The following is a 13,123-nucleotide window of genomic DNA, read 5'->3' as shown; positions in this document are numbered from 1 at the left end:
CCTGTGGGAGAGATGAAAAAAGTTTGTTATAATACAAATATCTTCATTTCACAAAATCAAAAACAGGGAGGACAACATGGAAAACGAGAACAAGAAAAAAGACCAGTCTTTTTTCGGCCCGTATAACTTTACGGGCAAACTTCCGCTTGGCCAAGCCATACCGCTCGGCCTTCAGCACGTACTGGCGATGTTTGTGGGCAACCTGACGCCTATCCTCATTATCACCAGTGTGTGCGCCGCGGGGGGCGGCGCGGAGGAATTTGCGGCCATCCAGGTGGCGCTGCTGCAAAACGCGATGCTGATCGCGGGTATCGTAACGCTCGTGCAGCTTTTCGCCATCGGCCCGATCGGCGGCAAGGTGCCGATCATCATGGGCACCAGCTCGGGCTTTATCGGCGTGTTCAAAAGCGTGGCCGAGGTCATGGGGGGAGGCATTTTAGGATATGCCGCCATCATGGGCGCGTCCATCATCGGCGGTTTGTTTGAGACGGTTCTGGGCTTCTTCTTAAAGCCCCTGCGCCGGTTTTTCCCTGCGGTCGTCACAGGCACGGTCGTGCTGTCCATCGGCCTGTCGCTCATCGGCGTGGGTGTGGGCTCGTTTGGCGGCGGCACGGCGGCGAACGACTACGGCTCTATTGAAAATCTGCTGATCGGCCTTGTGGTCATGATCGTCATTCTGGCGTTCAAACACGGCTGCAAGGGCATGGCTTCCTCTTCGTGCATCCTGCTCGGCATCATCGTGGGCTATATCATCTGCGCTGTCCTGCCGATGTTTCTGCCGACCACGGCGGTCACGGCAGAGGGCGTCGAATACACAAAGGCGTGGGTGCTGAACTGGGACAAGGTCGCGCAGGCCGGCTGGTTCTCGCTGCCGGCGATCATGCCGGTCAAGCCCGTGTTTGATATGCGCGCGATCATTCCGGTGCTCATTATGTTCATCGTCACCGCGGTGGAGACCGTGGGCGACATCTCGGGCGTGACCGAGGGTGGCATGGGCCGCGAGGCGACCGATCAGGAGCTTTCCGGCGGCATCGTGTGCGACGGCCTCGGCTCCTCGTTCGCGGCGCTGTTCGGCGTGCTGCCGAACACCTCGTTCAGCCAGAACGTCGGCCTTGTCACCATGACCAAGATCGTCAACCGTTTCGCGCTGGCGTGCGGCGCGGTGTTCCTCATCCTGTGCGGCCTGTTCCCCAAGCTGGCGGCCGTTATCTCCATCATGCCGCAGAGCGTTTTGGGCGGCGCGGCGGTCATCATGTTTGCGTCCATCGTGATGAGCGGTATCCAGCTCATCACCAAGGAGCCGCTGACCATGCGCAGCATCTCGATCGTATCGGTCGCGCTCGGCCTGGGCTACGGCCTCGGCGCGAACGGCGCTGCGCTGCAGGGGCTGCCGCAGACCGTGCAGCTCATCTTCGGCGGCTCGGGCATTGTGCCCGCGGCCATCGTCGCGATCATCCTGAACATCGTCCTGCCCAAGGAAAAAGCGGAGCAGGCATAAGGCAAACAAAAAAAGAGGGCTGCCGTTTTCGGCAGTCCTCTTTTTGCTTTAATATTGGTAAACGCTCCGTTTGCGCACCAGATACCAGACCGAAACGGCAACGCCCAGCACCTCGGCCGCCGGGACGGACAGCCAGATGCCCGTTTCGCCCAATAGAGGGGGGAGAACCAGCAGCATACCGACCAGAAACACCAGCGTGCGAGCGAACGAAATGATGGCGGACACCTTACCGTCCGAAAACGCGGTGAACATGGCAGACGCGAAGATGGACAGACCCATGAACAGAAAGCACACCGCGTAGATAGGGAAGCCGTCCATCGTGATATCGAACACGCGGCTGTCCGCTTCGGTGAACACGCGCAGGCACGGGCCGATGGCAATGCGCGAGAGCAGATAGCTGCCCGCAGAGCAGAGCAGCACGAAGCCCATGCAGATCTTGAAGATATGCCGGAGCTGTTCGTGATCCTGCGCACCGTATTTGTAGCTGATCACGGGCGCGACGCCCATGGAAAAGCCAAAAAACACAGCGGTGCACACGAACTGGAAATATAGGACAATGGTGATCGAGGCCACGCCGTCCTCTCCCCAGTAGCGCAGAAACAGGATGTTGAAGAGGAACGTTGTGATCGCGTTTGCGATATTGGTGACCATTTCGGACGAGCCGTTGAAGCACGCCTGCCCGAGCATGCGCCAGTCCGCTTTGGCGCGGACGAAATACAGCGCGCTGTCCCGTTTGCGGGCAAAGTAGATGAGTCCAACCACGGCGGGCACCAGATATCCTAATCCGGTAGCGACCGCCGCGCCCGCGATGCCCCAGCCGAGCACGCCGATAAACACGTAATCCAGCACGATGTTCGTGATGCCGCCGCAGACAGTCGCGAACAGCCCCAGCCCGGGCTTTCCCGCGGTGATAAACAGGGTCTGAAACGCGGTCTGCAAAAAGAAAGCGGGCGCGAACAATAGCAGGATGCGGGTGTAGACCTTGCACAATTCGAACTGCGCCGCGCTCGCGCCCAGCAGTCGGATGATCTGGTCGAGAAACAGGTTGCCGAACAGCAGGAAAGCGAAGCCGATGGCCACAGCCACCAAAATCAGAAAGCTGAAATTGCGGCGCGCGGCGGCCTCATCGCCCTCGCCGAGCTGCCGCGCGATGATCGCGCTGCCGCCCGAGGCCAGCATGATGCCGACCGCCATTTCCAGCGAGTTCAGCGGATAGGACATGTTGACCGCGCCGAGCGCGAGCGTGCCCACATAGCGTGAGATGAAAATACCGTCCACGATGGTATACATGGACAGAAACACCATCATAATGATGTTGGGCAGGGCAAAAAGCAAAAGCGAGCGGGCGGAGAACCGCCTGCCCAGTGCGTTATCCATGGCGTCGCACCTCCTTTTCCAGTGCTTCGGCATAAGCGAGGTTGCCGCGCAGAAACGCTTCGGCGAGCGCATCGCCGAGCGAGCGCATGGCGCGCTCCTCGCTTTCGTATAAGGTTTTCAGGCATCTGTCGGCATAGATTTGGCCGCTTTCGGTCAGACAGACGGCTTTCTGCTTGCCGCCGGGCAGCGGCTCAAAGCGCACCATGCCGCGCTTTTCCAGCTCTTTCACCACGGTATTGACCGTCTGTTTGGGGATCAGCCAGCCGTCCGCGATTTGTTTCTGCGTGCAGCCCTGCTGCTGGCCGAGCGCGTAAAGCGTCATCATGGTGTTATAGCTCATGCCGTTTTGCTTGGCCCACTCGCGGTACAGCTCGTTTACCTTGCAGAAGCAGGTGTTGAACAGCTCCATCTGTGCGCGGATATTCATAAGATCCTCTCCTTTGGTACGATTTCGGACTGATGAGTATTATAGTACGAAACCGGACTAAAGTCAAGCGTGCTTGGAAAAAATTTTGACGGGTTTCAAAGAAGAAACGGATATGCTATACTTTTAGGTATCAAACGACCGGAGGAGAGCAACATGCTTTCGATCAATCAATATGTCAGGCCGCAGAGCCTGGACGAGGCCTATGCGCTTTGTCAGAAGAAAAACAACGTGGTGCTGGGCGGGATGCTGTGGCTTAAAATGCAAAGCCGTACGGTCGGCACCGCGATCGACCTTGGCGGGCTGGGGCTGGATACCATCGAGGAGACCGAAACAGCCTACCGCATCGGCGCGATGGTTTCGCTTCGCGCGCTTGAAAAGCACGCGGGGCTGAATGCGCTGACCCAGGGCGCGGCGGCCGAGGCGGTGCGCCATATCGTCGGCGTGCAGTTCCGCAACTGCGCGACCGTGGGCGGCAGCATTTACGGCCGTTTCGGTTTTTCCGACGTGCTGACGCTGTTCCTCGCGCTCGGCGCGACCGTCGAGCTGCACCACGCGGGCGAGCTTCCGCTTTCGGACTTCATCGCCCTGCCGCGTGATACGCGCGACATTCTGGTGCGGGTAAACGTGCCCAAAACGCCTGTGCAGTGCGTTTATCTGTCCCAGCGGAACGCGGCGACCGACTTTCCCGTGCTCGCCGTGGCGCTACGCGGGCGGGACGGCGCGTATACCTGCGCGGTCGGCGCGCGCCCCATGCCCGCCATGGCGTTTGCCGATGAAAAAGAGCTGCTAGCGGGCGGCGTGACTGAAGAAAACGCGCGCGCGTTCGCGGCGGATATCGCATCCCGCTGCGCGTTCGGCAGCAACCGCCGCGCCGGGGCGGACTACCGGCGGAAAATCTGTGAAGTGCTCGTGCGCCGCGCGGCGCTCGCGCTTAATGGGGAGGGCTGACGCATGGAGATCAAACTGACGCTCAACGGCAAACCGCTGTCCGCTTCGGTCGAAGCGGATACGCTGCTCATTGATTTTGTGCGCGCACACGGCTGCTATTCGGTCAAGCGCGGATGTGAGACCGCGAACTGCGGCCTGTGCACCGTGCTGCTGGACGGAACGCCCGTCCTGTCCTGCTCGGTGCTGGCGGCGCGGGCGGATGGGCGCAGCGTGCAGACGCTTGAGGGCCTGCAGGAGGAAGCGGCGGGCTTCGCCGGCTTTATCGCCGATCAGGGCGCGGAGCAATGCGGCTTCTGCAACCCCGGCTTCGTGATGAATACCATTGCGCTGCTGCGCGAAAACCCTGACCCGACGGACGACGAGATCCGCGCATACCTCGCGGGCAACCTGTGCCGCTGCTCGGGCTATGAGGGGCAGCTGCGCGGCATCCGCGCCTATTTGGACAGGAAAAAGGAGGGCTGACGGTGGAACGGAATTTTAAAACAGTTGGCCAGCCGGTGAGAAAAAAGGACGCCATGCAGCTCCTGCTCGGCAAGCCCGCCTATGTGGACGACGTGACGCCGAAAGACGCGCTTGTCGTCAAGGTGCTGCGCTCGCCGCACGCCCACGCGCTGATTGAGGAGATCGATACCGGGACCGCGAAAAAGGTGCCCGGCATCGAAGATATCTACACCTATGCGGACGTGCCGCAAAAGCGCTTCACCATGGCTGGGCAGACCTATCCCGAGCCGTCGCCCTACGACCGGCTGATTTTGGATAAGCGCGTGCGCTTTGTGGGCGACGCGGTCGCCATTGTCGCGGGTGAAACGGAAAAAGCGGTGGACAAGGCGCTGCGGCTTATCAAGGTGAAGTATCAGGTGCTCGAGCCGGTGCTCGACCCGCGGAAAGCCAAGGACAGCGCGGTTTTAGTGCATCCGGAGGACGATTGGCAGTCGCTCTGTCCGGTCGGGGCGGACAACAAGCGCAACCTGTGCGCAAGCGACACCTGCGCGGACGGCGACGTGGAGGCCGTGCTCGCCTCGTGCGACGAGGTGGTGGAGCACACCTATCACACCAAGGCCTGCCAGCAGGCCATGATGGAGACATTCCGCACCTATACCGAGATCGACGCCTACGGCCGCCTGCACGTGATCTCCTCCACGCAGATCGTGTTCCACGTGCGGCGTATTCTGGCAAACGCGCTCGAGATTCCCAAATCGAAGATCCATGTGGAAAAGCCGCGCATCGGCGGCGGCTTCGGCGCAAAGCAGACGGTGGTGGCCGAGGTCTATCCCGCGCTGGTCACGTGGAAAACGGGCAAGCCCGCCAAGATGCTCTATTCGCGCGAGGAATGCCAGATCGCCGGTTCGCCCCGGCACGAGATGGAGGTTTCCGTCCGGCTGGGTGCGATGAAAGACGGCACCATCCGCGCGCTCGACGTGTACACGCTGTCCAACACGGGCGCGTTCGGCGAGCACGGGCCGACGACGGTCGGCCTTTCGGGGCATAAATCCATCCCATTGTATAATACGAACCTTGAGGCGTTCCGCTTTGCCTACGACGTGGTGTACACCAATGTGCAGGCGGCGGGCGCGTACCGGGGCTACGGCGCGACGCAGGGCATTTTCGCGGTCGAGTCGGCGGTGAACGAACTCGCGGCGCGGCTGAAGATCGACCCGGTCGCGCTGCGCGAAAAGAATATGGTGCGCGAGGGGCAGGTCATGCCCGCCTACTATAGCGAGCAGACAAACGCCTGCGCGCTCGACCGCTGCCTTGCGCGCGCCAAGGAATTGATCGGCTGGGACGAAAAATATCCCTGCCGGGACATGGGGGACGGAAAAGTCCGCTCGGTCGGCGTGGCGATGGCCATGCAGGGCTCGGGAATTTCGGGCGTGGACGTAGGCTCGGCCACTGTAAAGCTCAGCGACGAGGGCTTCTTTAACCTTCTGATCGGCGCGGCCGACATGGGAACGGGCTGCGACACCATTCTCGCGCAGATGGCGGCCGAGTGTCTCGAGTGCGGCGTGGACGAGATCGCGGTTTTTGGCGCGGATTCGGACGCATCGCCCTATGATTCCGGCTCCTACGCCTCGTCGACGACCTATGTGACCGGCAAAGCGGTTGAGCGGGCATGTGCGGAGCTGCGGGAACGGCTGTGCGCGATCGGCGCGGAACTGCTGGGCTGCGGCGCGGACGAAGTCGAATACACGGGCGATGGCGTGCGCAAACTGGACGGGAGCGCGGCGGTATCGCGCATGGAACTGGCGACGAAGTCGATGTGCGGCAACCTGACCGCCGCTCAGGCGACGGTCTCCCATTCCTCGCCCATTTCGCCCCCGCCGTTCATGGTCGGCATGTGCGAGATCGAGCTGGATCGGGAGACGGGCGCGGTCGAAGTGATCGATTATGCGGCCGTGGTCGACTGCGGCACGCCGGTCAATCCTAATCTGGCGCGGGTGCAGACCGAGGGCGGCCTGATGCAGGGCATCGGCATGGCGCTTTACGAGGATGTGACCTATAGTGAGCGCGGCCGCATCGCGGAAAGCTCGCTGATGGAATATAAGATCCCCTCGCGGCTGGATGTGGGACGCCTGCGCGTCGAGTTTGAGTCCAGCTATGAGCCGAGCGGGCCGTTCGGCGCGAAGAGCATCGGTGAAATCGTCATCAACACGCCGTCGCCCGCCATCGCGCACGCGATTTACAACGCGACCGGCGTGTGGCACCGCACGCTGCCCATCACGCCCGAGAAGATCCTAATGGGGAGGCAGGACGATTAAACACATTATTTATCTGGCAGCGGGAAGCAGCCGCCGATTTGGGGAAAACAAGCTGCTGTGTGAACTGGAGGGCAAGCCGCTCTACCGCCACGGGCTGGATATGCTGTCCGCGCTCGTCTCCGAAAAGGACGACTGCGGTTTGACCGTGGTTTCCTGTTATCCGGAGATCCGGGACGCGGCGCGCGCCCTCGGCGCGCGGGCGGCGGACAGCCCGGAAAGCAAAAAAGGCTTGTCCTATACCATCCGCGCCGGGCTGGACGCGGTGGGGACGCTGGGGGACGGCGATTTCCTGCTGTTCGTCGTGGCCGACCAGCCGTGGCTGACGGCGAAAACCGTCTCTCGTCTGCTTGGCCGGGCGCAGCCCGGCGTTGAGGCGGCCTGCGCGGCCTATGACGGCCGCATGGGCAACCCGATGCTGTTTTCCGCCGCGCTCGCGCCGGAGCTGTGGGAGCTGACAGGCGATCACGGCGGGCGGGGCGTTGCCCACCGGCACCTGTGCGAGACCGTGCAGGTGGACGACCCGCGCGAGCTTTGCGATGTGGACGCGCCGGAGGATATGATACCCTGAAAAAAAGACGGCTTTTTAGCCGTCTTTTTTTTGCTTTCCAGGCGGCGGCGCGCGGAAAACGAGCTCGAGCGTGCCGTCGCCGACGTTTACGCGGGCAAGAACGGCGCGGGCGATCTGCTTTTTTTCCGGGATGGAATAGCCGCGCCACTCGGACAACACGGCTGCAAAGCACCGTTCCAGATCAGGCTCACGCACGGCGCTGCGCAGCATATCCCGCCGCCGGCGCAGCTTTTCGAGCACGATACCGGCCTCGTGGAGGCGCGCGGAAAGGATATGTACCACATCAGGTTCGGTGATCTGGCCGAGGTTTTGCGTCAGGCGGGCGATTTCGGCCTCCTGCCGCCCGATCTCCATTTGCAGTCGGTTTTCTTCGGGCGTCTGCCGCCGCTTTTGCCGCATTTCCGCGCCGCGCAGGCGCAGCAGGTAATCGAGCAGGCGCGTTTCGACAGCCTGCTCGATCTCCTCAAGCGTCGTCACCCGCTGGCGGCCGGGACACACCGCGTTTCCCCGCTTGTGCCCGCCGCAGTTGAGATAGTGCACGCCGCCGCGCGGATTGCCGGACACCGTGACCGCGTAGCCGCAGTGCGCGCACTTCATCAGGCCGGAAAGCCAGCTGTGCGTGCCCGCGCCGCTGTTTTTGAGCGCGCGGTTGCGGTCGAGCTTGTGCTGCACCTCGAGCCACAGGCCCGCGTCCACCAGCCCCTCGTGCGGGGCGAGCGTAATAAAGCTGCGGTTCATTTCGGAAAACTTGCTTTTTGTGGGCTTTGCATTGTGCGCCGCCGTCGCGCGGCGGGCATAGCAGTATAAGCCGTGTTTTTGCGTGTAGCGTTCGATCGGGTCGTTCATTTCGGCGCCTTTTTTCTGCAGATACCGGTAGACCGCCGCGTCCGCCCGCACATAAGCGGGATTACGAAGTAGCCTGCCGAGCGTAAGCGTGCTCCAGCTTTTTCCCGCCGCCGTCTTGCCGCCCGCGGCGTTGAGCGCGCGGCAGAGCGTGCCGAGCGACGCGCCCTCTTCCGCGTAGCGTTCGAACAGATGCGCGGCCAATGCGGCCGTTTCGGGCGAGGGGACATAGCAGGCGGTGCGGCGGCCGTCCACCGTGGTTCGCCCCTTGTCAAAACCGAACGGCGGGCGGCCGCCCAGATACATGCCGGTTTTTGCGCGTCCAAAATAATTATCCGCCACGCGGCGCTGGATAGTCTCACGCTCGAACTGCGCGAATACCATCATGATCTGCGCCATGACCGTGCCGGAAAGGCTGTCGTCGAGCGTGATGCCGTCAGTGCAGGACTGGAACCGTACGCCGCGCTCGCTCAGTATCTGGCACAGCCCGGTGAAATCGTGAACGCTGCGGCTGATACGGTCGAGCCGGTAGACGAGGATTTTTTGCACCTGCCCGGTCTTCACGTCGTCCATCAGCCGCTGGAACGCCGGACGGTTGGTGTTTTTGCCTGAAAATCCTTTATCGGTATAGGCCTCGCAGGTGGTGGCCTCATCCAGCGTGAGCTGTGCGCGGCAGGTCTCGATCTGCAATTCGACCGAAATGCTGTCCGCTTTATCGACCGATTGGCGGGCGTAAATGGCGGTCATGGCGCGGCGCGGTCAAAGCCCGCCCGGATCTGCGCGATAAGCGCCTTGATCTCCCCCGGCGTGATATCTGGCGCTTCGGGATAGCAAACGGAAACCGCCAATTCCGCGTCGCGGTTCATGCACAGCCCTCCTCCAAGTATCCTCTTGCAACGCTTCGTTCGAGCAACGTTGCCATAAACCAGTCCAGATTGAGCTTGAACATTTCGCGCATGCGCGCGTCCTTTTTGCTGTCCGAGGGCAGCTTTTGCGCGGCGCGGCAGGTGTCCAGATAGTGCTGCCGGACGAACTCCGCGCCGTCCGACACGATGCCGGGGGCTAAAAGCCCCAGCCGCAGGTCGACCGAGCGCGACCACGGGAACGTATCCTCGAACAAAATCTCCTCGCGGTGGTACCACGGATAGCCGCCGAAGAGCTCGTCGGCGCATTCACCCGACAGGCAGACAGTAAAATCCTTTTTCACCTGCCCGCAGAACAGTAGGAGCGACGAGTCGACGTCGGCCATGCCGGGCAGGTCGCGCGCATCGGTAGCGGGCAGCAGGGCGGCGCACAGCGCCTCGGGCTCAATGACGACGTTGTGATGCTCGGTGTGCAGGAAATCGACCATCATCTGGATGTATTCGCTGTCGCTGTTTGGCTGGAAGCGGCTCTTCTGAAAATACTTGTCGTTGTCCCGGTAGTCGACCGACCAGGTGTGCAGCGTTTCGCCGCGTTTTGCATAGTCCTTTGCCGCGAGCATGGACAGGATGGACGAATCCAGCCCGCCGGACAGGAACGTGGCGAGCGGCACGTCGCTTACGAGCTGGCGGGTGGCCGCGTCGCAGATCAGCTCATAGGTGCGCTCGATGGTGTGCGCAAGATCGTCCTCGTGTTCGTGCGCTTCCAGCGTCCAATACGCATGGTCTGCATAGCGCTCGGGGGTCAACTCGGCGAAATGGCCGGGCAGCACGGATGCAATGTGCTTGAACACCGCCTCAGCGGGCGGCCGTGCCGGCCCAAGCAGAAGAAGCGAGCGCAGGCCGTCCGCATCGATCACCGGTTCGACCGCCGGGTGGCACAGCACCGCGCCGATGGTTGAGCCGAACACCAGCCCGCCGTCCGTGTGTGAGACGAACAGGGGCTTGACGCCCAGCCGGTCGCGGCAGAGCACGAGCCGCCGCTTCTGCGCCTGCCAAACAGCGAACGCATAGATGCCGTTAAAACGCTGGAACGCCTCCACGTCCCATTCCAGAAAGGCATGGAGCACCACCTCGGTGTCCGAGTGTCCCAGGAATTTGTGCCCGCAGGCGAGCAGGTCGCCACGGATTTCCTCTGTGTTATATAACTCTCCGTTATATATGAGCACGGTATTGCCATCTGGCGATACCATGGGTTGCTTGCCGCCGTCCGGGTCAATGACGATCAGGCGGCGGTGGACCAGACATGCGTCGAGGTCGTTCCATTGGCCTCCCGCGTCCGGGCCGCGCGGCGCAAGCGTGCGCAGCATGCGGGAAGCCACCGCATCGCCCTCCCGGGCGTCGCGGTCATAATCGACAAAGCCGCCGATTCCACACATGAGTATCGTTCCTCCTTCGATTGGTCTTCCATCTTTTTTATGTTCACGGCAGCGGAATTATATGTTGTCCGCGCGAAAAATCCGATTACAAAAAGGAAACTGAAAGCCCGATTTGACGCGGGGTAAAACCCGGCTCCCGGCCGCTAAAAATTACCGGATAAAAGTCTGTTAAATCCTTGACATATCTCGCCCAGACGATATAATAGAAATAGACATGCTCCAAAGCAGGGTGTGCCGTGGGAACGGTTTAATGCACCAAAATGTGCAAGAAATCACCAAAATGTGCGCATCTGCGAATTTATTTTGGGAGGTATATGGCATGGATTTTAGGCTTACAAAAGAGGAAGCAATGTTCCAGAAGATGTGCCGCGAGTTTGCGCTCAACGAAGTAGAGCCGCTCGCCGCTGAGATCGACGAACAGGAACGCTATCCGGAAGAAACCGTCCAGAAGCTGATGAAGTACGGCCTGATGGGAATTCAGTTCCCGAAGGAAGTCGGCGGCTCCGGCGGCAACTACATCTGCTACTCGATCGCCATTGAAGAGATGAGCCGCGTTTGCGGTACCACGGGCGGCATCATGTCCGCGCACGGTACGCTGGGCGCTTGGCCGATCTACCATTTTGGCACCCCCGAGCAGAAAGAAAAGTGGCTTCGCCCGCTGATCGAGCCCAAGGAAGGCGCAAAGGTCGGCGCGTTCGGCCTGACCGAGCCCAACGCCGGCACCGACTCCGCCGCGCAGCAGACCGTTGCGGAGAAGCAGCCGGACGGCTCTTATATCATGAACGGCTCCAAGGTGTTCATCACCGGCGGCGGCCGCGCGGATACATACGTTGTTTTCGCCATGACCAACAAGGCGGCCGGCAATAAGGGCATTTCGGCCTTTATCGTGGACAAGGACGACCCGGGCTTCTCGATCGGCAAGATCGAGCACAAAATGGGCATCCGCGGCAGCCAGACCTCCGAGCTGATCTTTGAAGACGTGCACCTGCCGGCAGACCGCCTGCTGGGCAAGGAGAACGGCGGCTTCAAGATCGCGATGATGACGCTGGACGGCGGCCGTATCGGCATCGCGTCCCAGGCGCTCGGCATCGCGCAGGGCGCGCTGGATAAGGCTATCCAGTACATGAAGGAGCGCGTCCAGTTCGGCAAGACCCTCGATAAGTTCCAGGGCCTGCAGTGGATGGTCGCCGATATGTACACCCAGATCGACGCGGCCCGCCTGCTGGTCCGCCGCGCGGCCTTTAACCACGACCATGAGCTGCCGTTCACCAAGGAAGCGGCCATGGCCAAGCTGTATGCTTCCGAAGTCGCGATGGACGTCACCACCAAGTGCGTGCAGATCTACGGCGGCTACGGCTACATCCGCGAATACCCGATGGAGCGCATGATGCGCGACGCCAAGATCACCGAGATCTACGAGGGCACTTCTCAGGTTCAGAGAATGGTCATCGCCGGTCAGGTACTGCGCTAAGAGAAGGAGGAAAACGAATCAATGAAAGCTATCGTTTGTGTAAAGCAGGTTCCGGATACCTCCGGTAAGGTCGCAGTCAATCCGGACGGCACCCTGAACCGTGCTTCTATGGCTACCATTATCAACCCGGACGACCTCAACGCGGTTGAGGCCGCTCTCAAGCTCAAGGACGCGACCGGCTGCAAGGTCGTCGTCGTCACCATGGGCCCCCCGCCGGCGGAAGGCATGCTGCGCGAGCTGATCGCCATGGGCGCCGATGAAGGCGTGCTGGTTTCCGCCCGCGAGTTCGGCGGTTCCGATACCTTTGCAACGTCCCAGATCCTCGCCGCGGCCATCAAGAAGGTCGGCCTCGAGGACGACGACGTTGTATTCTGCGGCCGTCAGGCGATCGACGGCGATACCGCCCAGGTTGGCTCGCAGATCGCGGAGAAGCTGAATATTCCGCAGATTTCCTATGCCGCCGATATCAAGAAAGAAGGCGACACCGTCACCGTTAAGCGTATGCTCGAGGACGGCTATATGACCATTCAGGCCAAGACTCCCTGCCTGCTCACCTGCATCAAGGAGCTCAACGCACCCCGCTATATGTCGCTCGGCGGCATTATGGACTGCTACCAGAAGCCTGTTTCGGTCTATGATTACAACACGCTCAAGGACGATCCGCTGATCGATCCCACCACCATCGGCCTGAAGGGTTCTCCGACCAATATCTTCAAGTCCTTCACGCCTCCCCAGAAGGGCAAGGGCAAGATGCTCGAGGGCGCTGACAAGGCGACTTGCGAGACCCTCGCTGCTGAGCTTCTGAAGAAGCACATCATTTAATCGAAAGGAGAAACAAAAATGGCTGATTTCAATAACACCAACCTCGCCGATTTTTCCGGCGTTTGGGTATTCTGCGAGCAGCGCCAGGGCAAACTGCAGCCGACCGTGCTGGAG

The 13,123-nt window shown here is 61.1% G+C and carries 12 protein-coding genes; 7 read left to right on the top strand and 5 right to left on the bottom strand.

What is annotated here, in order from left to right; all coding sequences use genetic code 11:
- Positions 1 to 76: 76 nt before the first annotated feature.
- Positions 77 to 1,498, top strand: a complete 1,422-nt coding sequence (locus SO058_RS09455) for a uracil-xanthine permease family protein (RefSeq protein WP_320842750.1) — start codon at positions 77 to 79, stop codon at positions 1,496 to 1,498.
- Between the two features lie 48 nt (positions 1,499 to 1,546).
- On the opposite strand, the gene SO058_RS09450 is transcribed toward SO058_RS09455, so the two are convergent.
- Positions 1,547 to 2,875 (bottom strand): MATE family efflux transporter, encoded by a 1,329-nt coding sequence (locus SO058_RS09450; protein WP_320842749.1) that lies wholly within the window; start codon positions 2,873 to 2,875, stop codon positions 1,547 to 1,549.
- Entirely contained in the window at positions 2,868 to 3,302 is a 435-nt protein-coding gene (locus SO058_RS09445) for a MarR family winged helix-turn-helix transcriptional regulator (RefSeq protein ID WP_320842748.1), read from the bottom strand. The genes SO058_RS09450 and SO058_RS09445 overlap by 8 nt, the downstream gene beginning before the upstream one ends.
- Positions 3,303 to 3,455: 153 nt before the next feature.
- On the opposite strand from SO058_RS09445, the gene SO058_RS09440 reads away from it, so the two are divergent.
- From SO058_RS09440 to SO058_RS09425, 4 genes are read left to right on the top strand one after another with little or no spacing between them, the layout of a single operon-like run.
- On the top strand, positions 3,456 to 4,250 hold the full coding sequence (locus tag SO058_RS09440) for an FAD binding domain-containing protein (protein WP_320842747.1): 795 nt from the start codon (positions 3,456 to 3,458) through the stop codon (positions 4,248 to 4,250).
- Positions 4,251 to 4,253: 3 nt separating this feature from the next.
- Positions 4,254 to 4,712: a (2Fe-2S)-binding protein gene (locus tag SO058_RS09435; protein WP_320842746.1), complete on the top strand. Its 459-nt coding sequence runs from the start codon at positions 4,254 to 4,256 to the stop codon at positions 4,710 to 4,712.
- 53 nt (positions 4,713 to 4,765) lie between these two features.
- The gene (locus SO058_RS09430) at positions 4,766 to 7,006 is read left to right on the top strand and encodes a xanthine dehydrogenase family protein molybdopterin-binding subunit (protein ID WP_320842771.1); all 2,241 of its coding nucleotides are present in this window, start codon (positions 4,766 to 4,768) and stop codon (positions 7,004 to 7,006) included.
- Positions 7,002 to 7,574, top strand: coding sequence for a nucleotidyltransferase family protein (locus SO058_RS09425; protein WP_320842770.1), 573 nt, complete (start codon positions 7,002 to 7,004; stop codon positions 7,572 to 7,574). The genes SO058_RS09430 and SO058_RS09425 overlap by 5 nt, the downstream gene beginning before the upstream one ends.
- Before the next feature lie 15 nt (positions 7,575 to 7,589).
- Here SO058_RS09425 and SO058_RS09420 read toward each other — a convergent pair whose 3' ends face one another.
- The 3 genes from SO058_RS09420 to asnB are packed head-to-tail and all read right to left on the bottom strand — an operon-like array spanning position 7,590 to position 10,716.
- Complete coding sequence (locus SO058_RS09420; RefSeq protein ID WP_320842745.1) at positions 7,590 to 9,164, bottom strand: recombinase family protein; 1,575 nt, start codon at positions 9,162 to 9,164, stop codon at positions 7,590 to 7,592.
- Positions 9,161 to 9,283 (bottom strand): hypothetical protein, encoded by a 123-nt coding sequence (locus SO058_RS09415; protein WP_320842744.1) that lies wholly within the window; start codon positions 9,281 to 9,283, stop codon positions 9,161 to 9,163. The genes SO058_RS09420 and SO058_RS09415 overlap by 4 nt, the downstream gene beginning before the upstream one ends.
- Entirely contained in the window at positions 9,280 to 10,716 is a 1,437-nt protein-coding gene (asnB, locus tag SO058_RS09410) for an asparagine synthase (glutamine-hydrolyzing) (protein ID WP_320842743.1), read from the bottom strand. The genes SO058_RS09415 and asnB overlap by 4 nt, the downstream gene beginning before the upstream one ends.
- Before the next feature lie 319 nt (positions 10,717 to 11,035).
- On the opposite strand from asnB, the gene SO058_RS09405 reads away from it, so the two are divergent.
- Positions 11,036 to 12,187 (top strand): acyl-CoA dehydrogenase, encoded by a 1,152-nt coding sequence (locus SO058_RS09405; RefSeq protein ID WP_320842742.1) that lies wholly within the window; start codon positions 11,036 to 11,038, stop codon positions 12,185 to 12,187.
- A 21-nt stretch (positions 12,188 to 12,208) separates the two neighbouring features.
- The gene (acrB, locus tag SO058_RS09400) at positions 12,209 to 13,009 is read left to right on the top strand and encodes an acryloyl-CoA reductase electron transfer subunit gamma (RefSeq protein WP_320842741.1); all 801 of its coding nucleotides are present in this window, start codon (positions 12,209 to 12,211) and stop codon (positions 13,007 to 13,009) included.
- The last annotated feature ends 114 nt before the right edge of the window (positions 13,010 to 13,123 follow it).

The sequence above is a fragment of the Agathobaculum sp. genome, from assembly GCF_034098985.1.
In the GTDB taxonomy this organism is placed as follows: domain Bacteria; phylum Bacillota; class Clostridia; order Oscillospirales; family Butyricicoccaceae; genus Agathobaculum.
Note: the sequence above shows the minus strand (reverse complement) of the source record. Positions and strands in the feature narration are given on the sequence as shown.